This window comes from Aquicoccus sp. SU-CL01552, assembly GCF_040365005.1.
Classification (GTDB): Bacteria; Pseudomonadota; Alphaproteobacteria; order Rhodobacterales; family Rhodobacteraceae; genus Antarcticimicrobium.
This window is the reverse complement of record NZ_BAABWV010000016.1, coordinates 25,694-52,688: the sequence shown is the minus strand read 5'-3', so window position 1 is coordinate 52,688 and position 26,995 is coordinate 25,694. Positions and strand designations below refer to the sequence as shown.

At 66.4% G+C, this 26,995-nt stretch carries 28 protein-coding genes and 1 tRNA gene; 12 read left to right on the top strand and 17 right to left on the bottom strand.

Annotated features, from left to right (window positions below; genetic code table 11):
• Positions 1 to 14: 14 nt before the first annotated feature.
• The 5 genes from ABWV23_RS17365 to ABWV23_RS17345 form a co-directional block, all read right to left on the bottom strand.
• Positions 15 to 1,490: an inorganic phosphate transporter gene (locus ABWV23_RS17365; RefSeq protein ID WP_353349977.1), complete on the bottom strand. Its 1,476-nt coding sequence runs from the start codon at positions 1,488 to 1,490 to the stop codon at positions 15 to 17.
• A gap of 91 nt (positions 1,491 to 1,581) precedes the next feature.
• Positions 1,582 to 2,061 (bottom strand): NUDIX hydrolase, encoded by a 480-nt coding sequence (locus tag ABWV23_RS17360; protein WP_353349975.1) that lies wholly within the window; start codon positions 2,059 to 2,061, stop codon positions 1,582 to 1,584.
• A gap of 94 nt (positions 2,062 to 2,155) precedes the next feature.
• Positions 2,156 to 2,953: a glycoside hydrolase family 25 protein gene (locus ABWV23_RS17355; protein WP_353349973.1), complete on the bottom strand. Its 798-nt coding sequence runs from the start codon at positions 2,951 to 2,953 to the stop codon at positions 2,156 to 2,158.
• A gap of 100 nt (positions 2,954 to 3,053) precedes the next feature.
• Positions 3,054 to 3,833: an exodeoxyribonuclease III gene (gene xth, locus ABWV23_RS17350; RefSeq protein ID WP_353349971.1), complete on the bottom strand. Its 780-nt coding sequence runs from the start codon at positions 3,831 to 3,833 to the stop codon at positions 3,054 to 3,056.
• 146 nt (positions 3,834 to 3,979) lie between these two features.
• The gene (locus ABWV23_RS17345; protein ID WP_300243216.1) at positions 3,980 to 4,303 is read right to left on the bottom strand and encodes a HesB/IscA family protein; all 324 of its coding nucleotides are present in this window, start codon (positions 4,301 to 4,303) and stop codon (positions 3,980 to 3,982) included.
• Between the two features lie 78 nt (positions 4,304 to 4,381).
• Between ABWV23_RS17345 and ABWV23_RS17340 the strand changes: the two genes are divergently transcribed.
• The 7 genes from ABWV23_RS17340 (at position 4,382) to ABWV23_RS17310 (ending at position 11,469) form a co-directional block, all read left to right on the top strand.
• Positions 4,382 to 5,542: a deoxyguanosinetriphosphate triphosphohydrolase gene (locus tag ABWV23_RS17340; RefSeq protein WP_353349968.1), complete on the top strand. Its 1,161-nt coding sequence runs from the start codon at positions 4,382 to 4,384 to the stop codon at positions 5,540 to 5,542.
• A 70-nt stretch (positions 5,543 to 5,612) separates the two neighbouring features.
• On the top strand, positions 5,613 to 7,358 hold the full coding sequence (argS, locus tag ABWV23_RS17335; RefSeq protein WP_353349966.1) for an arginine--tRNA ligase: 1,746 nt from the start codon (positions 5,613 to 5,615) through the stop codon (positions 7,356 to 7,358).
• Between the two features lie 89 nt (positions 7,359 to 7,447).
• Entirely contained in the window at positions 7,448 to 8,548 is a 1,101-nt protein-coding gene (locus ABWV23_RS17330; protein ID WP_353349964.1) for an SPOR domain-containing protein, read from the top strand.
• Positions 8,545 to 9,552 (top strand): beta-N-acetylhexosaminidase, encoded by a 1,008-nt coding sequence (gene nagZ, locus ABWV23_RS17325; RefSeq protein ID WP_353349962.1) that lies wholly within the window; start codon positions 8,545 to 8,547, stop codon positions 9,550 to 9,552. Before ABWV23_RS17330 ends, nagZ begins: the two co-directional genes overlap by 4 nt.
• Positions 9,542 to 10,339 carry a segregation and condensation protein A gene (locus ABWV23_RS17320; protein WP_353349960.1) on the top strand — a complete coding sequence of 266 codons (798 nt, stop codon included), beginning with the start codon at positions 9,542 to 9,544 and terminating at the stop codon, positions 10,337 to 10,339. Before nagZ ends, ABWV23_RS17320 begins: the two co-directional genes overlap by 11 nt.
• 50 nt (positions 10,340 to 10,389) lie before the next feature.
• Complete coding sequence (gene scpB, locus ABWV23_RS17315) at positions 10,390 to 10,998, top strand: SMC-Scp complex subunit ScpB (RefSeq protein WP_502901669.1); 609 nt, start codon at positions 10,390 to 10,392, stop codon at positions 10,996 to 10,998.
• A 69-nt stretch (positions 10,999 to 11,067) separates the two neighbouring features.
• Positions 11,068 to 11,469, top strand: a complete 402-nt coding sequence (locus ABWV23_RS17310) for a hypothetical protein (protein ID WP_353349955.1) — start codon at positions 11,068 to 11,070, stop codon at positions 11,467 to 11,469.
• Between the two features lie 27 nt (positions 11,470 to 11,496).
• Here the strand turns inward: ABWV23_RS17310 and ABWV23_RS17305 are convergent, their stop codons facing one another.
• The 8 genes from ABWV23_RS17305 to ABWV23_RS17270 form a co-directional block, all read right to left on the bottom strand.
• Positions 11,497 to 12,573 carry a 2'-deoxycytidine 5'-triphosphate deaminase gene (locus tag ABWV23_RS17305; protein WP_353349953.1) on the bottom strand — a complete coding sequence of 359 codons (1,077 nt, stop codon included), beginning with the start codon at positions 12,571 to 12,573 and terminating at the stop codon, positions 11,497 to 11,499.
• Positions 12,574 to 12,634: 61 nt separating this feature from the next.
• Positions 12,635 to 12,711: transfer RNA gene (locus ABWV23_RS17300), tRNA-Pro, on the bottom strand.
• Between the two features lie 60 nt (positions 12,712 to 12,771).
• Entirely contained in the window at positions 12,772 to 13,500 is a 729-nt protein-coding gene (locus tag ABWV23_RS17295; RefSeq protein ID WP_353349951.1) for a MerR family transcriptional regulator, read from the bottom strand.
• 15 nt (positions 13,501 to 13,515) lie between these two features.
• Complete coding sequence (ihfA, locus tag ABWV23_RS17290) at positions 13,516 to 13,818, bottom strand: integration host factor subunit alpha (protein WP_300243200.1); 303 nt, start codon at positions 13,816 to 13,818, stop codon at positions 13,516 to 13,518.
• A 97-nt stretch (positions 13,819 to 13,915) separates the two neighbouring features.
• Positions 13,916 to 14,887: a beta-ketoacyl-ACP synthase III gene (locus tag ABWV23_RS17285; protein WP_353349949.1), complete on the bottom strand. Its 972-nt coding sequence runs from the start codon at positions 14,885 to 14,887 to the stop codon at positions 13,916 to 13,918.
• Positions 14,884 to 16,029, bottom strand: a complete 1,146-nt coding sequence (gene plsX / locus ABWV23_RS17280; protein WP_353349947.1) for a phosphate acyltransferase PlsX — start codon at positions 16,027 to 16,029, stop codon at positions 14,884 to 14,886. The genes ABWV23_RS17285 and plsX overlap by 4 nt, the downstream gene beginning before the upstream one ends.
• 22 nt (positions 16,030 to 16,051) lie before the next feature.
• On the bottom strand, positions 16,052 to 16,258 hold the full coding sequence (rpmF, locus tag ABWV23_RS17275; protein ID WP_353349945.1) for a 50S ribosomal protein L32: 207 nt from the start codon (positions 16,256 to 16,258) through the stop codon (positions 16,052 to 16,054).
• A 215-nt stretch (positions 16,259 to 16,473) separates the two neighbouring features.
• Positions 16,474 to 17,010: a YceD family protein gene (locus ABWV23_RS17270; protein ID WP_353349943.1), complete on the bottom strand. Its 537-nt coding sequence runs from the start codon at positions 17,008 to 17,010 to the stop codon at positions 16,474 to 16,476.
• Between the two features lie 105 nt (positions 17,011 to 17,115).
• Here ABWV23_RS17270 and ABWV23_RS17265 point away from each other — a divergent pair, with 105 nt between their 5' ends.
• From ABWV23_RS17265 to ABWV23_RS17255, 3 genes are all read left to right on the top strand, one after another.
• Positions 17,116 to 17,583 carry an outer membrane protein assembly factor BamE gene (locus ABWV23_RS17265; RefSeq protein ID WP_353349941.1) on the top strand — a complete coding sequence of 156 codons (468 nt, stop codon included), beginning with the start codon at positions 17,116 to 17,118 and terminating at the stop codon, positions 17,581 to 17,583.
• An 83-nt stretch (positions 17,584 to 17,666) separates the two neighbouring features.
• On the top strand, positions 17,667 to 18,395 hold the full coding sequence (locus tag ABWV23_RS17260) for a GNAT family N-acetyltransferase (RefSeq protein WP_353349939.1): 729 nt from the start codon (positions 17,667 to 17,669) through the stop codon (positions 18,393 to 18,395).
• Between the two features lie 68 nt (positions 18,396 to 18,463).
• Entirely contained in the window at positions 18,464 to 20,272 is a 1,809-nt protein-coding gene (locus ABWV23_RS17255; RefSeq protein WP_353349937.1) for an ABC-F family ATP-binding cassette domain-containing protein, read from the top strand.
• 204 nt (positions 20,273 to 20,476) lie between these two features.
• Here the strand turns inward: ABWV23_RS17255 and ABWV23_RS17250 are convergent, their stop codons facing one another.
• On the bottom strand, positions 20,477 to 21,232 hold the full coding sequence (locus tag ABWV23_RS17250; protein ID WP_353349935.1) for a 3-hydroxyacyl-CoA dehydrogenase: 756 nt from the start codon (positions 21,230 to 21,232) through the stop codon (positions 20,477 to 20,479).
• Positions 21,233 to 21,575: 343 nt separating this feature from the next.
• Positions 21,576 to 22,832 carry a tyrosine--tRNA ligase gene (gene tyrS / locus ABWV23_RS17245; RefSeq protein WP_353349933.1) on the bottom strand — a complete coding sequence of 419 codons (1,257 nt, stop codon included), beginning with the start codon at positions 22,830 to 22,832 and terminating at the stop codon, positions 21,576 to 21,578.
• A gap of 62 nt (positions 22,833 to 22,894) precedes the next feature.
• On the opposite strand from tyrS, the gene ABWV23_RS17240 reads away from it, so the two are divergent.
• Positions 22,895 to 24,004, top strand: coding sequence for an anhydro-N-acetylmuramic acid kinase (locus ABWV23_RS17240; protein WP_353349931.1), 1,110 nt, complete (start codon positions 22,895 to 22,897; stop codon positions 24,002 to 24,004).
• A gap of 95 nt (positions 24,005 to 24,099) precedes the next feature.
• Here the strand turns inward: ABWV23_RS17240 and ABWV23_RS17235 are convergent, their stop codons facing one another.
• Positions 24,100 to 24,528: a cupin domain-containing protein gene (locus ABWV23_RS17235; protein ID WP_353349929.1), complete on the bottom strand. Its 429-nt coding sequence runs from the start codon at positions 24,526 to 24,528 to the stop codon at positions 24,100 to 24,102.
• 69 nt (positions 24,529 to 24,597) lie between these two features.
• Here ABWV23_RS17235 and ABWV23_RS17230 point away from each other — a divergent pair, with 69 nt between their 5' ends.
• Complete coding sequence (locus tag ABWV23_RS17230; protein WP_353349927.1) at positions 24,598 to 26,016, top strand: protein adenylyltransferase SelO; 1,419 nt, start codon at positions 24,598 to 24,600, stop codon at positions 26,014 to 26,016.
• 84 nt (positions 26,017 to 26,100) lie between these two features.
• Here ABWV23_RS17230 and ABWV23_RS17225 read toward each other — a convergent pair whose 3' ends face one another.
• Positions 26,101 to 26,976: a DMT family transporter gene (locus ABWV23_RS17225; RefSeq protein ID WP_353350133.1), complete on the bottom strand. Its 876-nt coding sequence runs from the start codon at positions 26,974 to 26,976 to the stop codon at positions 26,101 to 26,103.
• Positions 26,977 to 26,995 lie beyond the last annotated feature (19 nt).

The window sequence follows — 26,995 nt, the reverse complement described above, 5'->3', positions numbered from 1 at the left end:
CGCCGCGCCGGGGCCTAGACGAACAGTGCGTGGAGGACCGTGAAAACCACCGCCGAGAGCAGCGCCGCGGCGGGCACGGTGATCAGCCAGGCTGCGACGATGGTCAGGAAATGCGACCTGCGCACCAGCTTGCGCCGGCGCCGCTCTTCGACGGCGAGTTTCTTGCGCTCAAAGGGCATGTTGCGGGGCCGCCGCCGTTCGCTGTGCCATTCGCGGAAGAACCCGACCCCGAACACCGCACCCACCGCGATATGGGTCGAGGACACCGGCAGGCCCAGCCAGCTTGCCACGATCACGGTGATCGCCGCCGAGAGCGCCACGCAATAGGCGCGCATCGGGTTCAGCTTGGTGATCTGGCTGCCGACCATCCGGATCAGCTTGGGGCCGAACAGCACCAGGCCGAAGGAAATGCCAAAGGCCCCGACGATCATGACCCAGCTGGGGATCGCGACCTTGCCCGCGAACTCGCCGAACTCCACCGAATGCACGATGGCGGCCAGCGGGCCGACCGCGTTGGCCACGTCATTGGCGCCATGCGCAAAGGACAGAAGCGCGGCAGAGATCACCAGCGGCAGGGCGAACAGGGTCTTGAGCGACTTGTTGCGGTTCTCCATGCCGATGGACTGGCGCCGGACCATCGGCGCGGCGACGGCATAGCTCACCGCGCCGACCAGGACCCCGATCAGAAGCGCGGTGCCCAGGTCGATATGGATCACCTTCTTCAACCCCTTGACCGACAGGTAGGCGGCAAAGGCCCCGGCCATGATCCCCACCAGAACCGGCACCCAGCGCCGGGCGGCGGCGATCTTGTCGTCCTGGTAGATGATCTGCGACTTGATGAAGGCGAGGAAGGAGGCGGCGATGACCCCGCCGAGGACCGGAGAGATCACCCAGCTTGCGGCGATCGCGCTCATGCTCGACCAGTTGACGGCGCCGAACCCGGCGGCGGCGATGCCCGCGCCCATCACCCCGCCGACCACCGCATGGGTGGTCGAGACCGGCGCGCCGATCCAGGTGGCCAGGTTGACCCAGAGCGCCGAGGAGGTCAGCGCCGCCATCATCGCCCAGATGAAGATCGAGGTATCCTCGAGGCCGGCCGGGTCGATGATCCCCTTGGAGATGGTCGAGACCACGTCGCCACCGGCCAGAAGCGCGCCCGCGCTTTCGCACAGCGCGGCGATCACGATGGCACCGCCCAGCGTCAGGGCATTGGCGCCGACCGCCGGCCCCATGTTGTTGGCCACGTCATTTGCGCCGATGTTGATCGCCATGTAGGCGCCGAGGACGGCGGCGGCGATGATGATCGCCGAGGTGGCGCCGCTGCCGGTGAAAACGGCTGCGATCAGCCCGACGAGAACCATGAAGGCCAGCGCGATGCCCAGCCCCACCATCGGGCGCGCGACATAGAGCGTTGCCAGTTCAAGCTGGCCGATCCGGCCAAGATCCTTGTCGAGGGTTTTCCAGTTCCGGGGGGAAGGGGGCTGGGACATTCACGCTTTCCAGTGCCATCCGGGTCCGCCCCGCGCACCTGTCATGAGGCTGTTGCAATCAGGGGGCGGATAAGGCGGATCTGCCTTCAGATCAAGCGCGCGCGACCATCTTTTCGGCGAACTGTTGCAGCGCGTCGCGCAGGCCCGGCTCTTCCGCCTTCTCGATCGCCTGTGCAATCGGCAACCAGACGATGTCGCGCCGGTCGGCCTCGGGGAAGTCGTCGCACATCCGCGTCACCTCGATCGGATAGACCCAGATGGTGCAGTCCCGTTCGAGCCCGCTGTCGTGCTGCTTGACGCAATCGTAGCTGGTCAGCGGCTCGGGCCAGGGTTTGCCGTCCTGCACGCCGGCCTCTTCCCAAGCCTCCTGCAGTGCGATCTGTGCCCCTTCCAGCCCGTTGATCGGCCAGCCCTTGGGCGCGATCCAGCGCCCGCGCGAGGAGGTGACCAGCAACACTTCGGGCGTGCCATCGGCACCGGGGCGATAGCAGAGCGCAGCAAATTGAACCGCCTTCGGGCGGCTCAGGATCAGCTTGATATTCTCCAGCCACGGAATCGTGTGCGTGCTCATGTCAGCTATGCCTCGGATGCTCGTCTGTTGGTCTTTTTTTAATTTTGGGACAAAATTGACCTAGATCAATATCTGGCATGGAAGAGGCAAAGAATCAACCCGGCCAGCCGGTCCAGGCCTCGGGGCGACCGGAAAACACATTGATATCAACCGGTCCCTTGACCCCTGGGACAACCCCGGTGCCGGTGTATTGCCAGAATGTCCAGCGCGCTCCGGGATAGACCTCGCGGGGGTGACCGGCGACCGAGCGCAGCCAGAATTGCGTTCCCGCCAGCCTGCCAATTCCGGTCTCGCGGTAGAAATCGGGCGTCGTGTAGATCACCGGGCGGTGGCCATAATGGCGTTCGAGGATATCGAGAAATCGGCGCGCCTCGGCCCGGACTTTGGCGCCGTCGGGGCGCTTGGTGCAGGTGCGGGAGCGGTGGTTCCACTCCATGTCCAGCACGTGGGGCAGGGCGGTGGCGTCGCGCGGCACATGGCGGATGAACCAGCGCGCCTGTTCCGCCGCCGGGCGGCAGAAGTAGAAATAATGATAGGCGCCGCGCCGCACCCCGGCCCGTTGCGCGCCGCTCCAGTGGTCGCGGAACATCGGATCGGAATGATCACCGCCCTCAGTGGCCTTGATATAGGCAAAGGCGATGCCGCCGCGCCGGGCTGCCTGCCAGTCGATCTCTCCCTGGTAGCGCGAGACGTCGATGCCATGCACCGGGTAGCGGTGGGGTGCGATGCCCTGCCAGTCATGCGGGTCAAGATCGTCGAACCGCGGCGCGGCGAGAAAGGACATGTGCGGATGCGCGGTGGTCTCGACCGCCGAGGGCGCGGGCGGAGCCGAGCCTTGGCCGCAGGCCACCAGCAGCAGCAGCGTCGAAAGCCGCAGGATCGCCCGAACCATGTTACACCCTTTCACCAAAACCATGAGCAACCATTAACGCGTGAAGCGTAGGGCATGGCAACGGGCCGGCGCCCCAACCGGCGGAAACACGCGGAGGCGGTCAGATGTCCAGGTCGACCCAGACGGGAACGTGGTCCGAGGGCTTCTCATACCCGCGGATCTCCTTGTCGATACCGACGTCGACCAGCAGGTCGGCCGCCTGCGGGGTCAGCAGCAGGTGATCGATGCGGATCCCGTCGTTGCGGTTCCAGGCCCCGGCCTGGTAATCCCAGAAGGTATAATGGCCGGGCCCGCGCAGCCGGGCGCGCACCGCATCGGTAAAGCCGAGGTTGACGATGCGCTGAAAGGCGGCGCGGCTGTCGGGGCGGAACAGGGCGTCCTCGATCCAGGCTTCGGGGCGGGCGGCATCCTCGGGCTGCGGGATGATGTTGTAGTCGCCGGCCATCATCGCCGGCTCTTCGGCGGCCAGAAGGTCGCGCGCGCGCGCCTCCAGCCGTTCCATCCAGGCCAGCTTGTAATCGAACTTCGGTCCCGGTGCCGGATTGCCGTTGGGCAGGTACAGCCCGCACAGGCGGATCGCGGTCTTGCCGACCACGGTGGCCTCGATCCAGCGCGCCTGTTCGTCCGCGTCGTCGCCGGGCAACCCGCGCCGGACATCTTCCAGCGGCAGTTTCGACAGGATCGCCACGCCGTTGAAACCTTTCTGGCCGTGGGTTTCGACGTTGTACCCGCGTTCCTCGAAGATCTCGCGCGGGAAATTCTCGTCGACCGACTTGATCTCCTGCAGGATCGCCACGTCGGGTTGCGCATCGTCCAGCCAGGCGCTCAGCGCGTTCACGCGCGCCTTGATCCCGTTGATGTTGAAGGTGGCGATCTTCATGGCGGCTCTCCCGTCGCGGTGCTGTGCGATCTATCGTCGATCCCGCCCGTGGGGGCAAGACGGGCGCGCACGGGCAGGGGGCACGGATGACCCTCAGGTTTGAAGTCTGTCGGCAAGACGCGGAAAGGTACGGCTTTCCCGTGACCTTACATCGAGAACGAGGTGCCGCAGCCACAGGAAGAGGTGGCATTGGGGTTCTCGATGACGAACCGCGCGCCGATCAACTCCTCGGTAAAGTCGATGGTGGCATTCTCAAGGAAGGGCAGCGAGACGGTGTCGACGACGACCTTCTGCCCCTTGCCCTCCAGCACCAGGTCGTCCTCGGCCGGGTCGTCCAGCGCGATGTCGTATTGAAAGCCCGAGCAGCCGCCGCCCTCGACGGCCACGCGCAGCGCCTTGCCCTGGTCGGCGGCGCCGATCTCGGCCAGGCGGGCAAAGGCACGCTCGGTCACTTTGGGTGGCAGTTTCATGGCGCTCTCCGGCGTTTGAATTCCTCTGAGATTCCAATATAGAGGCCATGAGCACAGGCACAAGAACAAGGACGGCAGATGCGCGCGCCTTACGCCTCGAATCCGGAGGCCAGCCGCGGGCGGCTGGTTGCGGAAGAGGAAAGCAGCTTTCGCTCCTGTTTCCAACGGGACCGGGACCGGATCATCCATGCCAGCGCCTTTCGGCGACTGAAGCACAAGACACAGGTCTTCGTCGAGCACGAGGGCGACAATTATCGTACCCGGCTGACCCATTCGATCGAAGTGGCGCAGGTGGCCCGCACCATCGCTGGTGCTCTGGGGCTGAACCAGGAGTTGACCGAGGCGGTGGCGCTGGCGCATGACCTTGGCCACACACCGTTCGGCCACACCGGCGAGGACGCGCTGCATGCGCTGATGGCACCCTACGGCGGGTTCGACCACAACGCCCAGGCAATCCGCATCGTCACAGCGCTGGAACGCCACTATGCCGAGTTTGACGGGTTGAACCTCACATGGGAAACCCTTGAGGCGATTGCCAAACACAACGGCCCGGTGGTGGGCGATCTGCCCTGGGCGCTGGCCGCCTGCAACCAGGAGATCGACCTGGAACTGCACACCCATGCCAGCGCCGAGGCACAGGTGGCCGCGCTTGCCGACGACATCGCCTACAACAACCACGATCTGCATGACGGGCTGCGGGCGGGGCTGTTCACCGACGAAGATATCATGTCCCTGCCGATCGTCGGCCCGGCCTATGCCGAGGTCGACGCGAAATACCCCGGCCTTGACTGGAACCGGCGCCGGCACGAGGCGCTGCGCCGGGTGTTCGGGGTGATGGTCTCGGACGTGATCGACACCGCGCGCGTCAACCTTGCCGAGAGTGGCGCGCAACGGGTTGAGGATATCCGCCATCTCGGTCGCCCGGTGATCTGCTTTTCCCCCGGTCTTTGGGCGGATCTGAAGGACATCCGCGCCTTTCTGTTCCGTCGCATGTACCGCGCGCCCTCGGTCATGAAGATCCGGCTGGAAGTGGCGGTGGTGGTCGAGGAGTTGTTCGCGCTGTTCCTCTCCGATCCCGGTCTGCTGCCGGCCCGCTGGCATCCCGACCTGGGTCGCGCGGCCAAGGCGGAAGAGGGGGAAACGGCGGTGGCGCGGATCGTTTCCGACTACATCGCCGGCATGACCGATCGCTTCGCGCTGCTCGAACATGCGCGGCTGTTGGGCGGTCGCCCCTCCTGACCAGTCGGCGCCGGCGGTTGACCGCCCCGTAAGGAGTGGTAAACCGCGCCAAAGCCCGAAAGGATGCCCGATGAACCTGTTTGCCGATATCCGCACGCTTGTCGTGTCCCACCTGACCGAGATGATGCAGTCCGGCGCGCTGCCCGAGGGGCTGGCGCTGGACAATGTCACGGTGGAACCGCCGCGCGATCCGGCCCATGGCGACATGGCCACCAACGCGGCGATGGTGCTGGCCAAGCCCGCCAAGATGAAGCCGCGCGACATTGCCGAGGCGCTGGCCAGCCGGCTGGCCGAGGATGCGCGGATCGAAACGGCCGAGGTGGCCGGTCCCGGGTTCCTCAACCTGCGCCTGTCCGGTGACGTCTGGCGCGGGGTGGTCTCTGGCGTGCTGCAACTGGGCGATGCCTTTGGCCGGTCCGAGATGGGGCAGGGGCGCAAGGTCAACGTGGAATACGTCTCCGCCAACCCCACCGGACCGCTGCACGTGGGTCACACCCGCGGCGCGGTGTTCGGCGATGCACTGGCCAGCCTGCTGGCCTATTCCGGCCACAAGGTGACGCGCGAATACTATATCAATGACGGTGGTGCGCAGGTCGATGTGCTGGCCCGCTCGGTCTACCTGCGGTATCTCGAGGCACAGGGCGCGGCGGTCGAGTTTCCCGAGGGCACCTATCCCGGCGAATACCTGATCGAGGTCGGCGAGACGCTGGCGAAAGAGGTCGGCGACCGCTACGTCGATCAGCCCGAGGCGGTTTGGTTGGAACAGCTGCGCGACTATGCCACCGACAAGATGATGGAGCTGATCCGCGCCGACCTGGCCGCGCTGGGTGTGAAGATGGACGTGTTCTTCAGCGAGAAATCGCTTTACGGCACCGGGCGGATCGAGGCGGCGATCGAGTATCTTCGCGGCAAGGGGCTGATCTATCGCGGCGTGCTGGAACCGCCCAAGGGCAAGACTCCCGAGGATTGGGAGCCGCGCGAACAGACCCTGTTCAAATCAACCGATCACGGTGACGACGTGGACCGCCCGATCATGAAATCGGACGGTAGCTGGACCTATTTCGCGCCCGACATCGCTTATCACTACGACAAGGTGACACGCGGGTTCGACGAGCTGATCGACGTCTTCGGCGCCGATCACGGTGGTTATGTCAAACGCATGAAGGCGGCGGTTTCGGCGCTGTCCGAAGGGCGGGTGCCGCTCGACATCAAGCTGACGCAGCTGGTCAAACTGTGGAAGAACGGCGAGCCGTTCAAGATGTCCAAGCGGGCCGGCAACTTCGTCACCCTGCGCGACGTGGTCGAACAGGTCGGCCCGGACGTGACCCGGTTCGTGATGCTGACGCGCAAGAACGATGCGCCGCTGGATTTCGATTTCGACAAGGTGCTCGAGCAAAGCCGGGAAAATCCGGTGTTTTATGTACAATACGCCCATGCCCGGGTGATGAGCGTGCTGCGCAAGGCCGAGGCGGCACAGATCGCCACCGACGACGCCACCCTCGGCGCGGCGGACCTGTCCCCGCTGGGCCACGAGGCCGAGCTGGCGGTCGCCCGCAAACTTGCCGAATGGCCGCGCCTGGTCGAGATTGCCGCCCGCTCGCACGAGCCGCATCGCGTCGCCTTCTACCTCTATGAACTGGCGGGCGAGTTCCACGCGCTGTGGAACCGGGGCAACGAATTGCCCGAGCTTCGGTTCCTGCAAGAGGGCGATGCGGCCACAAGCCATGCAAAAATGGCACTGGCGCGGGCCGTATCCGTTGTTATTTCTGCCGGCCTTGGTATTCTTGGGGTGACGCCGGCGCAGGAGATGCGGTGACAAAACCGCCCGAACCGCTGGCCTGAGGCAGATGACAAGAGACCCCATGCGCGGTTTGAACCCCGCGCCGAAGGGGCAGTGAGGCGGACATGGCGGAAATCGAGTACACCTATGGTGTGTATGGGGGCGATCTCTATGCAGAGGACGCCGTCCCACAGGACGGCGATGCGGCAGGAACCCGGGATCAGGGCTCGATCGGCAAGGCGGTCAACGTTGCCGGCGCGCTGGCATCCCTGGTGCTGGTGATCGGCGTTGGGATCTGGGGTTACAAGCTGTTGATGCGCGACGTCAGCGGCGTGCCGGTGGTGCGGGCGCTGGAAGGGCCGATGCGGGAACAGCCCAAGGATCCGGGCGGGCGTCCGGCCGATCACCAGGGACTGGCCGTGAACGCGGTGGCAGCCCGGGGAACGGCGGCCCCGCCGCCCGACCGCCTGGCACTGGCGCCGCGCCCGGTGCATCTGACCGACGAGGATCTGCCGATGGGCGAACTGGGCACCACGGCGACTCCGGCGGTGACCAAGGCCTCGGTCGACAGTGACACCATCGCGGCCTTCCGCGACGGCCAGGTCGACAAGCTGGTCGACGAGTTGACCCGCGATGTCGCCCCTTTGGAGGAGGGCGAAACCGAAGCGCCTGCAGAGGACCGGATCATTCAGCCCGCGCGGCTGCAGGGTGGCCTCTTGGGGGCGTCGTCGGACAGCGAGGCGGACCTGACGCCGGAGATCGGATCCGACATGGTTCTTGATACACCGGAACCCATTGAAGCCAGGGTGTCATCGACGGTGCTCAACGCGCCGGGGGTCCGACGCTCGTTGCGGCCGCTGGCCCGCCCGGTTCGGCTCGCCTCTGCGACGGGTTCGGATGCGGATGTCATGGCGGCGCTGAGCGCGGCGCAGGATGCGGTGGCCCGTGTCGATGTTACGGCGGACAGCGTTCCGGTCGGCACCCGGCTGGCCCAGCTTGGCGCCTATGACTCGCCCGAGGTGGCGCGCGCGGCATGGGATCGGCTGAATACCCGGTTCGAGGCCTATCTCGACGGCAAGAAGCGGGTGATCCAGAAGGCCAGCAGCGGCGGGCGCACTTTTTACCGGCTGCGCGCGATGGGGTTCGAGGACCTGTCCGATGCGCGGCGGTTCTGCTCGGCGTTGGTTGCCGAGAACGCCGATTGCATCCCCGTCACCGCAAGATGACCTTCGGCGCCACGATCCTTGATGCAGAGGGGCTGCGGCTGAGCCGGGAAGAGCGCGCGTTTTTCCGCGACGTGGATCCCTTTGGCTTCATCCTGTTCTCCCGCAATATCGACACGCCGGACCAGGTGCGCGCGCTGTGCAACGAGTTTCGCGCGGCCGTCGGGCGCGATTGCCCGGTCCTGATCGACCAGGAGGGCGGGCGCGTGCAACGGCTGCGGGCGCCGCTGGCGCGGGAGTGGCGGCCACCGCTGGAGCACGTGGCGCGGGCCGGAGACGGCGCGGCGCGGGCGATGTTTCTGCGCTATCGGTTGATCGCGGATGAATTGCGCGCCCTTGGCATTGACACCGACTGTGCCCCAATGGCCGACCTGGCGTTTGACGGCACCCACCCGTTTCTGCGCAATCGCTGCTATGGCACGCAGGCCGACAGGGTCGCGGAACTGGCGCGCGCGGTGGCCGACGGGCTTTTGGCGGGCGGGGTCCTGCCGGTGCTGAAACACATCCCCGGCCACGGTCGCGCCACCCAGGACAGCCATTTCGACCTGCCGCATGTCGCCGCCGATCCCGAAGATCTGGACGACACCGATTTCGCCGCCTTTCGCGCGCTGAACGACCTGCCGATGGGAATGACCGCGCATCTGGTCTATGACGCGCTGGATTCCGAACCGGCGACTCTTTCGGCCCCGGTGATGGGGATGATCCGCGACCAGATCGGCTTTGACGGGCTGATCATGACCGACGACATCTCGATGAAGGCGTTGCAGGGCGACCTGGGCGATCTCAGCCGCGCCGCGCTGACCGCGGGCTGTGACGTGGTGCTGCTCTGCAACGGCACGCTGGCTGAACGGGTCGCGGTGGCGGATGCGGCGGGCGCGATGACCGATGCCGCCCAGGCCCGGGCCGAGGCCGCGCTGGCGGCGCGCCGGGCGCCCGAACCGCTTGACATTGACGCCGCCGAGGCGGAGCTTTCTGCCCTCATGGGCGGTGAGGTTTATGTCGGATAACGGCGATCTGTTCCAGGAAGACACGCTCTCGGTCACCGAACGGTTGGCGGCCGAGGCGTTGATCGTGGATGTCGAGGGGTTCGAGGGCCCGCTCGACGTGCTGTTGATGCTGTCGCGCACGCAAAAGGTGGACCTGCGCACGATCTCGGTTCTGCAACTGGCGCGCCAGTACCTGATCTTTGTCGAAAAGGCCAAGACGCTGCGGATCGAGCTGGCCGCCGATTACCTTGTGATGGCGGCCTGGCTGGCGTTTCTGAAATCGCGGCTCCTGTTGCCGCCGGACCCGGACGAAGAGGGTCCCTCGGGCGAGGAACTGGCGGCGCACCTGGCGTTCCAGCTGGAGCGGTTGCAGGCGATGCGCGACGCCGCCGCGCGGCTGATGGGGCGGGACCAGCTGGGGCGCGATTTCTTTGCCCGTGGTCACCGCGAAGAGGTGACGCGGGTGCGACGGGTGACCTATACCGCAACCCTGTTGGACCTGATGCAGGGCTATGCCCGCATTCGCACCAAGGACGAGTTTCGCCCCTTCGTGATGGATCGCGACAACCTGTTCACCATGGAGCAGGCGCTGGAGCGGATGCGCCCGCTGATCGGCTTTGCCGGAACCTGGACGGACATCACCAGTTACCTGCCAGACGGCTGGGAAAACGATCCGATGCGGCGCCGTTCGGCCACGGCGGCGACCTTTGCGGCCTCGCTCGAACTGGTCAAGGAGGGGCATATGGAAATCCGGCAGAGCGAGCTGTTCGCCCCGATTCAATTGCGCAGAAGGGACGACAGGACGTGACCGACGACCACGAAGAAACCCGGAGCGACACCCTGTTCGAGGCCCCGCCCATGGCCGAGCAGGAGCGCATGGCCGAGGCGGTGCTGTTTGCCAGTGTCGACCCGGTCACCGTGCGTGACCTCGAGGCGCGGATGCCGCATGGCTGCGACGCGGCCGAGGCGCTGGTGCATCTGCGCAAACGCTACGAGGGGCGCGGGGTGCGCGTGGTCAAGGTGGGCGATGCCTGGGCGTTCCGGACCGCGCCCGACCTCGGCTACCTGATGCAGAAGGAGACGGTCGAGACCCGCAAGCTGTCGCGCGCCGCGATCGAGACGCTGGCGATCATTGCCTATCACCAGCCCTGCACGCGGGCCGAGATCGAGGAGATTCGCGGCGTCTCGGTCAGCCGGGGCACCATCGACCAGCTGCTGGAAATGGAATGGATCCGCTTTGGCCGCCGCAAGATGACACCGGGCCGCCCGGTGACCTTCGTGGTGACGCCGCAGTTCCTTGATCATTTCGGGTTGGAGACCGCCCGCGACCTGCCGGGGCTGAAGGAATTGCGCGCCGCGGGCTTGCTGGAAAACCGCCCGCGCCCGGGGCTGATGGGCGGGCAGGACGAGGATGACGACGAGGATGACGAGGTCATCGAGGGCCAGTCCGAGCTTTTCGAGGATTGATCGGGCCTCTGCCCTGAAATCGGCAAATTCCGACCCTATGTACTGCGCGAACGGCAGAGGAATCAGGACATGAACCTGAACCAGATCATCAACATGGTCCTGCGGCTGTTGATGCGGCGCGTGATCCATACCGGGATCAACGCGGGGATCAACGCGGCGTCCAACTTCGGCAAGAAGCGCAAGTCGCGGGTGAAGGCGCCCAAGCCGCAGCCTCAGGCGCGGGAAGAGCGGACAACCACACCCCGGCCCGAGCCGAAGCCAGCGCCGCAACCCGTTTCATCACCGGAGCCGGCGTCTCAGCAACGCGACGCCTTGGCACCGCCCCCGCCGCCGCAACCGAAACCGCGCGCCCAACCGGTCGCACCGGCGCCGGAGGCAGAGACGGGCATGTCTGCGCAAGAGCGCGCCTATCGGCGCCAGTTGCGCAGGGACCGGCGCGCCGCCTATGCGGCACAGCGCAACGCGCGGTGATCCCGCGGTGACTGCGCCGCGCGCCGGTTACGCGGCGCGGAAGTGCTTGGAGAGTTTCAGCCCCTGGCCCTGGTAGTTCGAGGCAATGCCCGCACCATAGAGGCGCGCGGGCTGGGCCGTCATCCGCTCATAGACCAGCCGGCCCACCACCTGCCCGTGTTCCAGGACAAAGGGGGCCTCGTGGCAGCGCACCTCGAGCACGCCGCGCGCACCGGCCCCACCGGCGCCCGCATGGCCGAACCCGGGATCGAAGAAGCCGGCGTAATGCACCCGGAACTCCCCCACCATGGCGAGGTAGGGGGCCATCTCGGCGGCATAGTCGGGCGGGATGTGCACCGCCTCCCGGCTGACAAGGATATAGAACGCACCGGGATCGAGGATGATCTGGCCGGTCTTGCTGCGCACCTCTTCCCAGAAGTCGGCCGGGTCATAGGCACCGATGCGATCCAGGTCGATCACCCCGGTATGCGGCTTGGCGCGATAGCCGACCAGGTCTGATTGCGCGGGCCGCAGGTCGACCGAGAAGCCAAGCCCCTGTTCGATCATCGCCGGACCATCGACCAGTGGGGCCTCCGCGTGCAGCGTTCGCAGTTCCGCGTCGCTCAGCACCGCTTGGCCGCGCCGAAACCGGATCTGGTTCAACCGCATGCCGGGACGCACCAGCACCGAGAAACTGCGCGGGCAGATCTCGGCGTAAAGCGGGCCGGAATAGCCCGGCGCGATTCGGTCGAACTCGGCCCCGCCGTCGGTGATGCTCCGGGTCAGCAGGTCGAGTCGCCCGGTGGAGCTCTTGGCGTTGGCGACCGCGGTCATATCGGCAGGCAGGGCGAGCGATTCCTCGAGCGGCACCAGGTAGACGCAGCCCTTTTCCAGCACCGCGCCGCCGTCCAAGTCGATTCGGTGCATCTCGAACTCGTCCAGACGCTCGGCCACGGTGCGGCCCTGTCCGGCCAGGAAGGAGGCGCGGATGCGATAGGCCACGCGGCCCAGTCGCAGATCGAGGCTGGCGGGCTGGACCTGTTCGTCCAGCACCGGCGTTGCGGCGCGGATCGCGCCGCTGTCGATCATGGTGCGGATCTGGTGATCGGGGCAAACGCCGGTCATGCCTATCCCCCGCCGCGCCGGGGGTGGGGGCGGCATGATTGTTCTCTACGTCGGTGTAATTTGGTCGGGCTAGCAGGACTCGAACCTGCGACCTTCCGTCCCCCAGACGGACGCGCTACCAGGCTGCGCCATAGCCCGACGTGTGCGCCTTCATACCGTTTCTGCGGCGGGGAGCAAGAGGAAAACATTGATTTTTCGTCAGCCCCAGCCGGCTTTGGCGTGACGGTCGTGCCAATCACGCAAAGCCCGCGCCAAGGGCGCGATCCGGTTGGCCTGGTCCGGGCTCAAAACGGTGACTCCGGCCAGGTGGCCCAGCACGCCCGGTGTATAGGGCAGGTCGGCCTCGAGCGGTGCGCCGGTGCCGGGCGCTGCGGCCACAGGGGCCGGTGTGACCGGGACGGGTGTGACCGGGGTCGGCGGCGTTGGGCGCGCCATGTCCGGTGTCGTTTCCGGTGGCCGACTCAGGAACGAGGGCAGGGTGCTTGCCGGCGGGGCGTCGTCCGCCGCCGCGTCGTGGTCCGGGGTGTCGGTCTGCTCGGGTTGCGACCCGACCGTCCCCGAAACCTCTGTCGACGGGGCGTCCTTTGCCTTGAAGGCCAGCACGGTGCCCCCCGACTCCACCACCGCCTCAAGGCTGTCGTCCGCCTCTCCCTCCAACGCGGGGGAGAGCGCTGAAACATGGGCAACGCCCTGTTCGCGCAGGATTTTCTGAACACCCTTGATGGTCATGCCGTCGTCGTGCAGCAGCGTCTTGATGCCGCCGATCAGGCGCATGTCGGAGGGGCGGTAATAACGCCGCCCGCCGGCGCGCTTGACCGGACGGACCTGGCTGAACTTGCTTTCCCAGAACCGCAGGACATGCGCCTGAACCCCCAGCCAGGCCGCGACTTCGCTTATGGTGCGAAAGGCATCGGGAGATTTGGCCATACGCCCGTAACCCGCCTATTTCCGGTTGCCGTCGGCGACCCGGTCTTTCATCAGGTGCGACGGTCGAAAGGTCAGAACCCGGCGCGGCTGAATCGGAACCTCTTCGCCGGTCTTCGGATTGCGACCGATTCTGGCGGATTTGTCGCGAACGCTGAACGTGCCGAAAGACGAAATCTTGACCTGTTCGCCGCGCACCAGCGCGTCGGAAATCAGGTCCAGCATGCTTTCGACCAACTGGGCGCTTTCATTGCGCGACAGCCCGACCTCGCGGAATACTGCCTCGCTCAGATCCATCCGCGTGAGTGTTTTTGAGCCCATACCATCCCCCGTTTTATTCTGGGAGAATAGGGTGAGCGCAAATTCACTGTCAATATCAATGAATTAAACGAGGCGGTTTAGGTGGCAAACCGCACCGTTACCAGCGCAGAACCACCGCGCCCCAGGCCAGGCCGCCGCCGATCGCCTCGGTCACCACCAGATCGCCTTGCTTGATCTGGCCGCGGGCCTTGCCCACCGACAGCGCCAGCGGAATCGATGCGGCCGAGGTATTGCCGTGGTCCTGGACCGTGACCACCACCTTGTCCATGCTCAGCCCCATCTTCCTGGCGGTGCCCTGGATGATGCGGATGTTGGCCTGGTGCGGTACGATCCAGTCGAGATCATCGGCACCGAGACCGGCGCGCTCCAGCGCGGTCTCTGCCGTCTTGGCCAGCTTTTCGACCGCGTGACGGAATACCTGGTTGCCCTGCATCCGCAGATAGCCCGAGGTGCCTGTGGATACGCCGCCATCGACGTACAGCAGGTCCTTGTAGCGTCCGTCGGAGTTCAGGTCGACGGCGAGGATTCCGCGATCCTGCGCGGTGCCGCTGCCCTCCTGACCTTCGAGAATCAGGGCGCCGGCGCCATCGCCGAACAACACGCAGGTCGACCGGTCGGTCCAGTCCATGATGCGCGAGAAGGTCTCGGCCCCGATCACCATGACCCGCTTGGCTTGGCCGGACAGGATCATCGCGTTGGCATTGCTCAGCGCATAGATGAACCCGGCGCAGACCGCCTGGACGTCAAAGGCAAAGCCGGTGGTCATTCCCAGCCGGGCCTGCACCATGGTCGCGGCCGAGGGAAAGGTCAGATCGGCGGTCGAGGTGGCCAGGATGATGGCGTCGATGTCGTCCGCCTCGATCCCGGCATCGGCCAGGGCCGCCTGCGCAGCATGGGTGGCCAGGTCCGAGGTGGACTCATCCTCGGCGGCGAAATGGCGGCGCTCGATGCCCGAGCGGCTGCGAATCCATTCGTCGGAGGTGTCGAGAGTCTTCTCGAACTCGGCGTTGGGGACCACCCGTTCCGGCAGATAGTGGCCGACCCCGATCACCACAGAACGTTTTGTCATGCCTCTCGCCCGCCTCCCTGTTTTTCTGTTTTTTCGGCTGTTGGCGCCGTCGCGGTCGCACCATCCTCGACAAGTGTGGCGGTGGATGCAACCCGTGCCGCCAACCGTTCGGCAAAGCCCGACTCTGCCAGGTGAAAGGCCAGCTTGATCGCCGCCGACACCCCGGTGGCATCGGCGCCGCCGTGGGATTTGACCACCGTGCCGTTCAGCCCGAGGAACACGCCGCCGTTGACCCGGCGGGGGTCGATCCGCTTTTGCAGCCGGCGCAGCGAGGTGATCGCCAGCACCGAGGCAAGCCGCGACAGCAGCGAATAGCGGAACGCCTCGCGCAGCGACGCGCCGATCATCGCGGCGGTGCCTTCCCCGGTCTTGATCGCGACGTTGCCGGTGAACCCGTCGGTCACGATCACGTCGGCCACGTTACCGGGTATGTCGCGCCCCTCGACGAAGCCGACGAAATCGAAATGGGCCTGATCGGCGAACTGCGCGATCAGCCCATGCGCCTCTTTCAGCTCGGGGCGGCCCTTGTGTTCCTCGGTGCCGACGTTGAGCAGGCCGATCCGGGGGCGTTTGAGGTCCATCCCGTTGCGCGCGTAAGAGGCGCCCATCAGTGCGTATTGCAGCAGGTCGCGCGCGTCGGCACGCACATCGGCGCCGACGTCGAGCATCACGTTGAAGCCCTGGGGGTTGCGCGACGGCCACAGCACCGCGATCGCCGGGCGGCTGACGCCCGGCAGCTTGCGCAGGCACAGCATGCTCAGCGCCATCAGCGCGCCGGTATTGCCGCAGGAGACGGCGCCATGCGCCTCGCCGTCGCGCACCGCCTGCAGTGCCGACCACATCGAGGTGCTCTTGCCGTGACGCATCACGTGGCTGGGCTTGTCCTCCATCGTGACGACGTCGGGCGCGTCACGAAAAAACACGCGCCCCGCAAGCGTGCGGCGGCGCGCGACCAGCTTTCTCAGCGTCTCTTCCGGACCGTGCAGGATGAACCCCAGGTCGGGGTTCTTCATGGCGGATTCCGCCATCCCCGAGATCACCACCCCGGGGCCCGCGTCGCCACCCATCGCATCGACCGAAATGACGATTTGCGCGCCCTCGGGGCGGTTTCGATCGTTCATCTGGTCGGACTTAGCCGTCATGCGCAGGTGGCTTCGGTGTGGCTCAAGCCGCGTCTTCGTCCAGATCGACCTCGTCGGCCATGGCGACAATTTCCTTGTCGTCATAGTGGCCGCAGGACGGGCACACGTGGTGCGGACGCTTCAACTCGCCGCAGTTCGGGCACTCGTTGGGGTTCGCAGCAACCAAGGCATCATGCGCCCGGCGGTTGTTGCGGCGCGACTTGGATACTTTGTTCTGTTGGACAGCCATGTCTCAACCCTTGTCTGTTTTGGGGGCCCGGAGCGGTCCCGCGGGCCATGTTTCGTTTCCGTTTGCTACGGCGTGACGTGCGTTTAGGCCGCAGCCTGCGCGATGTCCAACCCTAATTCGGATGAGCGGGCGAAAATACCGGCATTTTTGCCGCTTGCAACCGATTCTTGCCCCCGCGCCCCGACTGACGGATGCGAGAGGGGGCAAGGCGCCGGTCATTCGTCTTTTTTCAGCGCATCGCGCAGCGCGGCCAGCCCGGCAAAGGGGCGGGCGTCCTCGTCGCGCAGCGGCGCCTTGCCCGGTTCGGTATAGACCGCCTCGCCCAGTTCGGCGTCCTCCTTGCGCGGGTAGAGCGGCAGCGCCAGCGCCAGTGCCTCGGCCATCACCGCGGCGGGGTCGATCCAGGCCCCCAGCGGCTCGGTGGTGTCATCCTCGCCCATTTCCACCTCGGGCGCTTCGGTCTCGGGCATCTTGGCCAGGAACAGCCGCCGTACGTCGGTCTCGATTCGCGTGGTCACCGGCTCCAGCGTCACCACGCAGGGCTGCACCACGGTGGCGCCGAGATGCCCTTCGAGCAGCCAGTCGCGCTTGCCGCTGGTGCGGATCCGGCCAGCAAAGCGCAGCTTGCGCAGCGCGCTCAACTCCAGCTCGGCCGCCAGCGCCGCGCGCGCCTCGGGTCCGGGGACCAGTTCAAAGGGGGTGGGGGCGGTCTGTGGCAGGTCGGCCACCCGCAGCGCATTTGTGTCGGTCATTCCCGGGGGTCGCCTTTCTTCATTGGTGTTCGCAATCTTGAACCGTGGGCGCAGTTTATATAAGCGGGATGGCAGGCACAGAAAAGCCAAGCCGAAAGGGCAGCAATGAATGCATCTCTCTCTCCGCTGAAAGCGGCCCTGCGCGGCGCCGGTCTGACGCTCATGGTTCTGGCCGTGTCGGGGTGTGTCACGATCTATCGCAACCACGGCTATGTGCCCACGCCCGAGGATCTGGACGCGATCCAGGTCGGCAAGGACACCCGCGACAGCGTGGTCGAGGCGGTCGGCCCGCCGACCTCCTCCGGCGTGCTCAAGGACAGCGGATTTTATTATGTCGCCTCCCGCATGCGCCACTTCGGGCCGACGGAGCCCAAGGTGGTCTCGCGCGAGGTGGTGGCGATCAATTTCGACCAGCGTGGCGTGGTGCGCGGTATCGAACGCTACGGGCTCGAGGATGGCCGCACCATCCCGCTCGAGCGCCGGGTGACCAGTTCCAGCGTCGAGGACAAGACCTTCCTGCGGCAGCTGCTGGGCAACCTCGGACGGTTCAACCCGGGCAGCGTGCTCGAGTAACTGACCGGCATCAAGCCGGCGTCTTATCTTGTGTGCTGGACGGCGCAGACCTACGATCCTGCCGAAGCATCGCGGAGGGACATATGCCGCTGTTGACCAAGGGCCGGTACCGGGCGCGTCTGGCCGAAACCGCCGACGATATCGCGGCGGCGCAGGCGCTGCGCACGCGGGCGTTCCGCACCGAGCAGCCCGACCGCGATTCCTTTGACGAGATCTGTTCGCACTTCCTTGTGCACGACACCCGCAGCGGCGCTCTGGTCTGCTGTTTCCGCATGCTGATGTTCGAGGACGGCGCACAACTGGCGCGCAGCTACTCGGCGCAATTCTATGAGCTTTCCGGGCTGCAAAGCTTTGACGGGCGCATGGTCGAGATGGGGCGATTCTGCATCGACCCCGATGTTCACGACCCCGACATCCTGCGGGTCGCCTGGGGGGCGATGACCCGTTTTGTCGATGACAACGACGTCGCCATGCTGTTCGGCTGTTCCTCCTTCGCGGGGACCGAGACCGCGCAATACCTCGATGCCTTTGCCATTTTGAAACATCGCCACCTCGGACCGAAACGCTGGCTGCCACGGGTCAAGGCGCCGGATGTGTTTCGATTCGCCGCGCGGTTGCGGCGCAAGCCGGACGCCAGGAAAGCGATGGTACGGATGCCACCGCTGCTGCGCACCTACCTGATGATGGGCGGCTGGGTCAGCGATCACGCGGTGGTCGACCGGCAGATGAACACGCTGCATGTCTTTACCGGGTTGGAAATCGGGGCGATTCCCCCGGCGCGCAAGAAGCTGCTTCGGACCGTGGCGGGCTGAGCCGGGGTTTTCCGCGGCGCGGGTGCAGGGGCGTTGACGGCGCGCGCGGGCGAGGATAGCTGGCGGGCATGGCACGTATACCCCTTTTGCAGCTCAACGGCATTTCCCTCACCTTCGGTGGCGATCCGGTGTTTTCCGGCATCGACCTTGTGGTGCAACCCGGCGACCGGGTCGCCCTGGTCGGGCGCAACGGATCGGGCAAGTCGACCCTGATGAAGGTGATGGCCGGCCTGGTCGAGCCGGACAAGGGCGAGGTCATCGTAGGCCCCGGATCCTCGGTTGGCTACATGGAGCAAGACCCTGACATGACCGGGTTTTCCACGCTCGGAGATTTCGCGACCTCCGGGTTGGAGCCGGGAGAGATGTACAAGGTGGAGCGCGCCGGAGAGGGGCTGAAATTCGATCCCGCGCGCCCGGTCGAGACCGCCTCGGGCGGCGAGCGACGGCGCGCGGCGCTGGCGAAGCTGATGGCCGAGGCGCCGGAACTGATGCTGCTGGACGAGCCGACCAACCATCTCGATATCGAGGCGATCGGCTGGCTGGAACAGGAGCTGAAGGCGACGCGCGCGGGCTATGTTCTGATCAGCCACGACCGCGCCTTCCTGCGTAACCTTACGCGTGCAACCCTTTGGTTGGACAGGGGAATTGTACGTCGTCAGGACAAGGGGTTCGCCGACTTCGAGGCCTGGCGCGACGCGGTCTGGGACGAAGAGGACATGCAGCGGCACAAGCTGAACCGGCTGATCAAGTCCGAGGCCCGCTGGGCGGTGGAGGGGATCAGCGCGCGGCGCAAGCGCAATCAGGGCCGGGTGCGGGCGTTGCAGGCGTTGCGGGCCGAACGCGCGGCCCAGATCACGCGACAGGGCGCCGCCGGAATGGCGCTGGACTCAGGCCCGAAGTCCGGCCGAAAGGTCATCGAGGCAACAGATATTTCAAAGACTTACGGGGATAAGGCTATCCTTCGTGACTTTTCGATCAAGATCCAGCGCGGCGACCGTGTGGCCTTTGTCGGGCCCAACGGCGCGGGCAAGACCACCTTGCTCAAGATGCTGCTGGGCGAGGTCGAACCGGACGGCGGAACCGTGGTGCGGGGCACCAACCTGGAGATCGCGGTGTTCGATCAGGCGCGCGCGCAGCTTGATCCCGATGCGACCCTTTGGGAGAGCCTGACCGGCGATCCGCAGATGCGCGTCTCGGGCAAGGCCGACCAGGTCATGGTGCGGGGAACACCCAAGCATGTCGTTGGTTATCTTAAGGAATTCCTGTTCGACGAACGCCAGGCCCGGGCCCCGGTAAGGGCGCTTTCGGGCGGGGAAAAGGCGCGATTGCTGTTGGCGAAGCTGATGGCGCAGCCGTCGAATCTGTTGGTGATGGACGAACCGACCAACGATCTGGACGTGGAGACGCTGGACCTGTTGCAGGAGTTGCTGGACGATTACGACGGCACCGTTCTGCTGGTCAGCCACGACCGGGATTTCCTCGACCGGATGGCCGCCACCACGGTGGCGATGGAGGGCGACGGGCGCGCGGTGATCTATGCGGGCGGCTGGAGCGATTACCAGGCGCAACGCCCGGATCCTGTCAAAGAAAAAGGCGAAAAGACAAAAGGTTCCAAGTCGAAGGTAAAGCAGGAAGAGAAGGTGAAAACCGGTCTTTCCTTTACCGAGAAGCACCGGCTGGAGGCGCTCCCGGGAGAGATCGAACGGTTGGAGGCCGAGATCGGAAAGCTGGAGGAATTGCTGGCCGATCCGGCGTTGTTCACCCGTGAGCCGGTGAAGTTCCAGAAGGCAACCGAGGCGCTGGTGGCGCGTCAGGAGAAGCTTTCTTCGGCGGAAGAGGAATGGCTGGAGTTGGAAGAAAAGGCGGCTGACTCGTAGGATTCAGGCTGCGTTTCGTACAAGTCGCGACGCGGAAAAACGGCCCGGAAACGCCGATTGGGGAGTTTCCGGGCCGTTTTGTACGTTTCGGGTTGTCTTGCCACCGTTTCCGCGTTCGCGGTCGAAATTCCTGTGGATTTAGAGATCCCCGCTTTCGCGGGGATGACAGGGTGGCGGGGATGACAGGGCGCGGGTGCGTCCCGCTCAGCGCATCCGCAGGGCGCCGTCGAGACGGATCACCTCGCCGTTGAGATAGCCCATCTCGACGATGAAGCCGGCCATGCGACCGTATTCCTCGGGTTGGCCGAGGCGGGCGGGATTGGGCACGTCGGCGGCGAGCTGTTGCTGCACCTCTTCCGGCAGGCCGGCCAGCATCGGCGTCATGAAGATACCCGGCGCGATGGTCATCACGCGGATGCCGGAGCTGGCCAGATCGCGCGCCATCGGAAGGGTCATGCCGACGACACCGCCCTTGGAGGCGGAATAGGCGGCCTGGCCCTTTTGCCCGTCGAAGGCGGCGACCGAGGCGGTGTTGACGATGACGCCGCGCGCGCCGTCGGGTTCGGGCTCGTTCCGGGCCATGACCTCAGCCGCCAGCCGGCAGACATTGAAGGTGCCCACCAGGTTGATGTCGATGGTGCGCTTGAAGGCATCCAGCGGATGCGGGCCGTCCTTGCCCACGGTCTTGATGCCATAGGCGATGCCGGCGCAGTTCACCGTGGCGGTGATCTTGCCCATCTTCTCGACGGCCATGTCGATCGCCGCCTTGACCGAGTCCTCGTCGGTCACGTCGGTCTCGGCGAAATACCCGCCGATCTCCTCGGCCACCTTGGTGCCGCGCTCGGCGTCGCGGTCGAGCAGGGTGACCTGTGCGCCGTTCGCTGCGAAGTGGCGCGCGGTGGCCTCGCCCAGGCCGGAGGCGCCGCCGGTGATGACCGCTGCGGTGGTGCTGAGTTTCATGTCGGGTCCCTCTCCCTTGATCTGAACATGTGTTCAGATAACAGGCGGCGGGTGGGGAAATCCAGAGGGCGCCTGCGGGAACGCGGCGGAATCGGGCGGTGAATGGAATGCGGCTGTCATTCCGGAGGTGTTGGCGGTGTGGCGAGAGGCCCGGGTCAGGCGCGGGGTGACAGCGTTGGTGTGCTGTGGGGCTGTCATCCCGGAGGTGATCCGGGATCTTGGGTGTGTGACGGTAGACCCCGGGTCAAGCCCGGGGTGACAGGGAGGGTTGGGAGGCCCCGAGTCAGGCGCGGGGTGACAAAAAAAGCGCCGGGGGGGGGCAGGGCGCGGGGCGCCCTGCCGGTCAGTCGGCCAGCTGCACCAGCGCGTGGCGCTTCTTGCCGGCGGAGAGCTTGATCGGCGCGGAGAGCGCGGCGGCGTCGAGCATCAGCCCGGCGTCGGTGAGCGGCGCGTCGTCGAGCCGGGCGCCGTTCTCGGCGATCAGGCGCTTGGCCTCCTTGCCGGACTTGGCCAGACCCGCGCGCACGATCACCTGCACGATGGAAATGCCACCATCGGCCAGGTCGGCGGGCGTCAGCGCCAGCGTCGGCAGGTCGTCGCCGACACCGCCCTTTTCGAAGACCTCGCGCGCGGTAGCCTCGGCCGCTGCCGCCGCCCCGGCGCCGTGGCACAGCGTCGTCACCTCGTTGGCGAGGATGATCTTGGCGGCGTTGATCTCGGAGCCCGCCAGCGCGCCGAGGCGGTCGCATTCCTCGACCTCGAGCTCGGTGTAGAGCTTGAGGAAGCGACCGACGTCGGCGTCGGTGGTGTTGCGCCAGAACTGCCAGAACTCGTACGGGCTGAGCATGTCGGCATTGAGCCACATGGCGCCGCCCTGGCTCTTGCCCATCTTGCGCCCGTCGCTGGTGGTGAGCAGCGGCGAGGTGAGGCCGTAGATCTCGTGATCCAGAACCCGGCGGGTGAGGTCGATGCCGTTGACGATATTGCCCCATTGGTCCGAGCCGCCCATCTGCAGCACGCAGCCGTAGCGGCGGTTCAGCTCAAGGAAGTCATAGGCCTGCAGGATCATGTAGTTGAATTCGAGGAAGGACAGCGATTGCTCGCGGTCGAGCCGGGATTTCACGGACTCGAAGCTGAGCATCCGGTTGACCGAGAAATGCCGCCCGATGTCGCGCAGGAACTCGAGGTAGTTCAACCCGTCGAGCCATTCGGCGTTGTTCAGCATCAGCGCGCCGTTTGGGGTGTCATCGTAGCTGAGGTATTTCGAGAACACCTGTTTCATGCCGGCGATATTGGCGTCGATCTGCTCCGCGCTCAGCAGCGGGCGTTCGTCGGCGCGAAAGCTGGGATCGCCCACCTTTGTCGTGCCGCCGCCCATCAGGGTGATCGGTTGGTGCCCGGTCTTTTGCAGCCAGCGCAGCATCATGATGTTCAGCAGATGCCCCACGTGCAGCGATTTCGCGGTGGCGTCATACCCGATATAAGCGGTCACCACGCCCTTGTTCAGCGCCTCGTCGAGGCCCTGGTAATCGGTGCAGTCGGCCAGATAGCCGCGGGTCATCATCACCTGCATGAAGTCCGATTTCGGGTGGTATGTCATGGCTTGCCTCGGGTTTGATTTGCGGGGAGTGTATAGGCGGCAGTGAGACAAAGGAAAAGGCCATGAATAAGGCCGGGAGAATCGGCGCGCCGCTGCGCGCGCTCGGGGCGATGAGCGGAACCTCCCTTGACGGGGTCGATGCGGCGGTGGTCGACACCGACGGGCGCTGGATACTGGGATTTGGCGAGACCGGCTATCGTGCCTATTCGGACGAGGAGCGCGCGGTGTTGCGGGCCGGGCTGGGCCAGTGGGCCGGGCCGAAGGCCGAGGCAGCCGGGCGCGTGGTGGACGGCGCGCATGCGGAGTTGCTGGCGGGGTTCGAGGGCGTCGAGCTGGTGGGCTTTCACGGCCAGACCCTGGCGCATGAGCCACGCGGGCGGGGCACCTGCCAGGTGGGCGACGGGGCTGCCCTGGCCGAGGCCATTGGCGTGCCGGTGGTCTGGGATTTCCGCAGTGACGACGTGGCGATGGGCGGCGAGGGGGCGCCGCTGGCGCCGTTCTTTCATTTCGCCTGTGCCAAGTGGATCGGGGCGCAGGAGCCGCTGTGCTTTGTCAACCTCGGGGGGGTCGGCAACCTGACCTATGTCGATCCGTCGTTCGACGAGCCGGAGGTGGAGGGCGCGCTCTTGGCCTTTGACACCGGGCCGGCAAATGCGCCGATCAACGACCTGATGCAGGAACGGTTGGGCCGGGCGATGGACGAGGGCGGCGCACTGGCCGCGACCGGGCAGGTCGAGGAGGGCGCGCTGGAGCTGTTCCTGGCTGAGCCATACTTTGCGCGGATGCCGCCGAAGTCGCTGGACCGAAACGATTTTTCCGAGATGATCGGGCTGGTCGGCGAATTGAACGATGCCGACGCCGTGGCGACGCTGACGGCGATGAGCGCGGCGGGCGTGGCGCAGGGGATGGAGCATTGCCCGCGCCCGCCCGCGCGGGTGCTGGTCACCGGCGGCGGGCGGCTGAACCCGGTGCTGATGGAGATGCTGCGGGTCTCGCTGGAGTGCCCGGTGGAGCCGGTCGAGGCGGTGGGGCTGGATGGCGACATGCTGGAGGCGCAGGCCTTTGCCTTTCTCGCGGTGCGGGTGGCCTACGGGATGGCGACCTCTTGCCCCGGCACCACGGGGGTGCGGGCGCTGGTCGGCGGCGGGATCGTGAGCCGACCGGGCAATTAGGGGGCGTTGCCCCCTCGGGCCTTGCGGCCCTCACCCCCAGAGTACTTGAGCAGAGAAGAAGGGGCGGACGCTGCCTTGGACGTGGGACCGAAGGCTCAGCCGCGCGGGATGTCGAAGCCGGGCGCGGCGAGGGTGAAGCCGGAGAACTCGAACCCGGGCGAGACGGTGCAGGAGACCAGCGTATAGGCGCCGGTGCTGCGGGCGGCCTGCCAGTGGTGTTCGGGGACGATGATCTGCGGGCGGCCTGTTGCCAGGTCGGGGGTGAGCAGGTGGTCCTGCGCCGGACCCGCATCGGTGGCGCTGAGCGAGAGCAGCAGCGGCGCGCCGGCGTGGTAGTGCCAGATCTCGGTGGCGTCGACCCGGTGCCAATGGCTCGCCTCGCCCTCGGTCAGCAGGAAATAGATGCAGGTGCCGGAGGCGCGGCCGGGGGTGTCGGCGCGCCAGGTCTCGGCGAACCAGCCGCCCTCGGGGTGGCGGTGCAGGTTCAGGGTTTCGATGATCTGCTTTGCGGTCTGCGCGGTCATGGTCGCGATTATGCATCTTGCGGCCCGGGCTGCTATGGCAATCCTGCGTGCAGGAGTTATCTTTGCGTCATGACCCTGCATATCCCCTTTGACAACTCCTTCGCCCGGCTGCCGGGCGCGTTTTTCACCGCGCAGGACCCGCAACCGGTGCGAGCACCGCGGCTGGTGGCGTTCAACGCCGACCTGGCCCGGGTGATGGGCATCGCGCCGGGAGAGGTGCGCGATATGGCGCAGGTTTTCTCGGGCAATCTGGTGCCGGAGGGGGCCGCGCCCTTGGCGCAGCTGTATTCCGGGCACCAGTTCGGCCAGTACAACCCGCAGCTTGGCGACGGGCGCGCGGTGCTGTTGGGCGAGGTGGTGGGCGTGGACGGTCTGCGTCGGGACATTCAGCTGAAGGGATCCGGGCGCACGCCCTATTCGCGGGGTGGTGACGGGCGCGCCTGGCTGGGGCCGGTGCTGCGCGAATACCTGGTGTCCGAGGCGATGCACGCCCTTGGCATCCCGACCACGCGGGCGCTGGCGGCGGTGGAAACCGGCGAAGAGGTGCTGCGCGAGCGCGCCTTGCCCGGCGCGGTGCTGACGCGGGTGGCGGCGAGCCACCTGCGCGTGGGCAGCTTCCAGGTCTTTGCCGCGCGCGGCGATCTGGAGAGCCTGAGGCGCCTGACCGACTATGCCATCGCGCGCCATTACCCGCAGGCCGAGGGGCCGATGGGCCTGTTGCGGGCGGTCTGCGCGGCGCAGGCGCGGCTGGTGGCGCAGTGGATGGGCGTGGGGTTCATCCACGGGGTGATGAACACCGACAATTGCGCGATCTCGGGCGAGACGATCGATTACGGGCCTTGCGCCTTTATCGACATGTTCCATCCGCAGACGGTCTACAGCTCGATCGACCGTCACGGGCGCTATGCCTATGACCGGCAGGCCGAGATGGTGGTGTGGAACTTGGCGCAGCTGGCCACCGCGCTGATCCAGCAGATGGAGGACCGCGAGGCGGCGGTGGAGGAGGCGACCGAGATCGTCCACGCCATGCCCGGCCAGATCGAGGCGGCGTGGCTGCGGCTGTTCCGGGCCAAGCTGGCGCTGAGCGATGCGCGGGAGGGCGACCAGCAGTTGATCGAGGATCTGCTGCGCCGGATGGTGGCGGGGCAGGCGGATTTCACCAATACGTTCTGTGCCTTGGGGGGCGAGAAGGCGCGCGATCAGTTCACCGATCCCACCGCCTATGATGGTTGGGAGGCGGAGTGGCGCGCCCGGCGTGCGGGCTTGCCCGAGGCGGGACCGCTGCTGCGCGCGGCCAACCCGGCGTTCATCCCGCGCAATCACCGGGTGGAACAGATGATCGCGGCGGCGGTCGAAGGCGATTACGCGCCGTTCCATCGGCTGAACGCGGTCTTGGCGCGCCCCTATGACGACCAGCCCGAGGCCGAGGAGCTGACCCGCCCGCCTTTGCCCGGCGAGGCGGTGGAGGCGACCTTTTGCGGCACGTGACCGGGGTTTGCTTGACGTTGGCCGGGGCAAGTTTCGACCGACAGGCGATTGCGCGCAATCTCCGAGAGGCGGGTGAGGCGCGGGTTATTTCCGGTTGATCAGAACCAGCCCCAGGGCCACCAGTACCAGCGCGATCCAGACCGGCGGGCCGATATGTTCGCCCAGGATCGCCCAGCCGAAGACCACCGCGAAGACCGGCGAGAGAAAGCTGAACGAGGCGACGCCCGAGGCGCGGAACACCGACATCAGGTGGAACCAGACGATATAGCCCAAACCGACGACACAGATCGCCTGGAACGCCAGACCGGCGACATGCAGGGCACCGGGATCGCGGGTGAGCGGGCCGAACAGCGGCGCGACGGCCAGCAAAACGGGGGCGGAGACCACCACCTGGACCAGCAGTTGCATCACCGGGGCCATCTGCGACAGCGGGGTCATCCGCAGCAACAGGATGATACCGGCCCAGCCGAAGGCGGCGATCAGGGCCAGCAGGTCGCCGATCAGGCTGGCCTGCCCGTTGGAACGGTCGGCCAGCGCCAGCGCCACGCCGCCCATCGCCAGCGCCATGCCCAGGGCCCCCGGGCCGGTGATCCGTTCGCCCGGCAACCACAGGTGCGCGGCCAGCCCCAGCCAGACCGGCATCGAGTAGAAGATGATCGAGGCGCGCGCCACGGTGGTCAGGTCCAGCGCGATGTAGAGGCAGGTGAACTCGAAGGCGAAGACCAGCCCGGACAGCACGCCCCAGAGAATCGCCGCGCGTGGTGCAGTGACTGGCAGGCCGCGGAGCCGCATCCAGAGCAGCACCACCAGTGCCGCCCCGACCGAGCGCAGCCCGGCCTGGAACACCGGTGCGAACCCGTCGCCGGTGAGCTTGATCACCACCTGGTTAAAGGCCAGCAGCAGCGCGAACCCGGTCAGGGCCGCGGCACCGGCCGGGTCGATTGCGCGTTTCTCCTCCATGCGCCCAAAGGATGCGCAA

Bases quoted from the DNA above. Each gene is read 5' to 3' on its own strand.
- ABWV23_RS17365 (WP_353349977.1), bottom strand. From the start codon at position 1,490: ATGTCCCAGCCCCCTTCCCCCCGGAACTGGAAAACCCTCGACAAGGAT.
- ABWV23_RS17360 (WP_353349975.1), bottom strand. From the start codon at position 2,061: ATGAGCACGCACACGATTCCGTGGCTGGAGAATATCAAGCTGATCCTG.
- ABWV23_RS17355 (WP_353349973.1), bottom strand. From the start codon at position 2,953: ATGGTTCGGGCGATCCTGCGGCTTTCGACGCTGCTGCTGCTGGTGGCC.
- xth (WP_353349971.1), bottom strand. From the start codon at position 3,833: ATGAAGATCGCCACCTTCAACATCAACGGGATCAAGGCGCGCGTGAAC.
- ABWV23_RS17345 (WP_300243216.1), bottom strand. From the start codon at position 4,303: ATGAAACTGCCACCCAAAGTGACCGAGCGTGCCTTTGCCCGCCTGGCC.
- ABWV23_RS17340 (WP_353349968.1), top strand. From the start codon at position 4,382: ATGCGCGCGCCTTACGCCTCGAATCCGGAGGCCAGCCGCGGGCGGCTG.
- argS (WP_353349966.1), top strand. From the start codon at position 5,613: ATGAACCTGTTTGCCGATATCCGCACGCTTGTCGTGTCCCACCTGACC.
- ABWV23_RS17330 (WP_353349964.1), top strand. From the start codon at position 7,448: ATGGCGGAAATCGAGTACACCTATGGTGTGTATGGGGGCGATCTCTAT.
- nagZ (WP_353349962.1), top strand. From the start codon at position 8,545: ATGACCTTCGGCGCCACGATCCTTGATGCAGAGGGGCTGCGGCTGAGC.
- ABWV23_RS17320 (WP_353349960.1), top strand. From the start codon at position 9,542: ATGTCGGATAACGGCGATCTGTTCCAGGAAGACACGCTCTCGGTCACC.
- scpB (WP_502901669.1), top strand. From the start codon at position 10,390: ATGGCCGAGCAGGAGCGCATGGCCGAGGCGGTGCTGTTTGCCAGTGTC.
- ABWV23_RS17310 (WP_353349955.1), top strand. From the start codon at position 11,068: ATGAACCTGAACCAGATCATCAACATGGTCCTGCGGCTGTTGATGCGG.
- ABWV23_RS17305 (WP_353349953.1), bottom strand. From the start codon at position 12,573: ATGACCGGCGTTTGCCCCGATCACCAGATCCGCACCATGATCGACAGC.
- ABWV23_RS17295 (WP_353349951.1), bottom strand. From the start codon at position 13,500: ATGGCCAAATCTCCCGATGCCTTTCGCACCATAAGCGAAGTCGCGGCC.
- ihfA (WP_300243200.1), bottom strand. From the start codon at position 13,818: ATGGGCTCAAAAACACTCACGCGGATGGATCTGAGCGAGGCAGTATTC.
- ABWV23_RS17285 (WP_353349949.1), bottom strand. From the start codon at position 14,887: ATGACAAAACGTTCTGTGGTGATCGGGGTCGGCCACTATCTGCCGGAA.
- plsX (WP_353349947.1), bottom strand. From the start codon at position 16,029: ATGACGGCTAAGTCCGACCAGATGAACGATCGAAACCGCCCCGAGGGC.
- rpmF (WP_353349945.1), bottom strand. From the start codon at position 16,258: ATGGCTGTCCAACAGAACAAAGTATCCAAGTCGCGCCGCAACAACCGC.
- ABWV23_RS17270 (WP_353349943.1), bottom strand. From the start codon at position 17,010: ATGACCGACACAAATGCGCTGCGGGTGGCCGACCTGCCACAGACCGCC.
- ABWV23_RS17265 (WP_353349941.1), top strand. From the start codon at position 17,116: ATGAATGCATCTCTCTCTCCGCTGAAAGCGGCCCTGCGCGGCGCCGGT.
- ABWV23_RS17260 (WP_353349939.1), top strand. From the start codon at position 17,667: ATGCCGCTGTTGACCAAGGGCCGGTACCGGGCGCGTCTGGCCGAAACC.
- ABWV23_RS17255 (WP_353349937.1), top strand. From the start codon at position 18,464: ATGGCACGTATACCCCTTTTGCAGCTCAACGGCATTTCCCTCACCTTC.
- ABWV23_RS17250 (WP_353349935.1), bottom strand. From the start codon at position 21,232: ATGAAACTCAGCACCACCGCAGCGGTCATCACCGGCGGCGCCTCCGGC.
- tyrS (WP_353349933.1), bottom strand. From the start codon at position 22,832: ATGACATACCACCCGAAATCGGACTTCATGCAGGTGATGATGACCCGC.
- ABWV23_RS17240 (WP_353349931.1), top strand. From the start codon at position 22,895: ATGAATAAGGCCGGGAGAATCGGCGCGCCGCTGCGCGCGCTCGGGGCG.
- ABWV23_RS17235 (WP_353349929.1), bottom strand. From the start codon at position 24,528: ATGACCGCGCAGACCGCAAAGCAGATCATCGAAACCCTGAACCTGCAC.
- ABWV23_RS17230 (WP_353349927.1), top strand. From the start codon at position 24,598: ATGACCCTGCATATCCCCTTTGACAACTCCTTCGCCCGGCTGCCGGGC.
- ABWV23_RS17225 (WP_353350133.1), bottom strand. From the start codon at position 26,976: ATGGAGGAGAAACGCGCAATCGACCCGGCCGGTGCCGCGGCCCTGACC.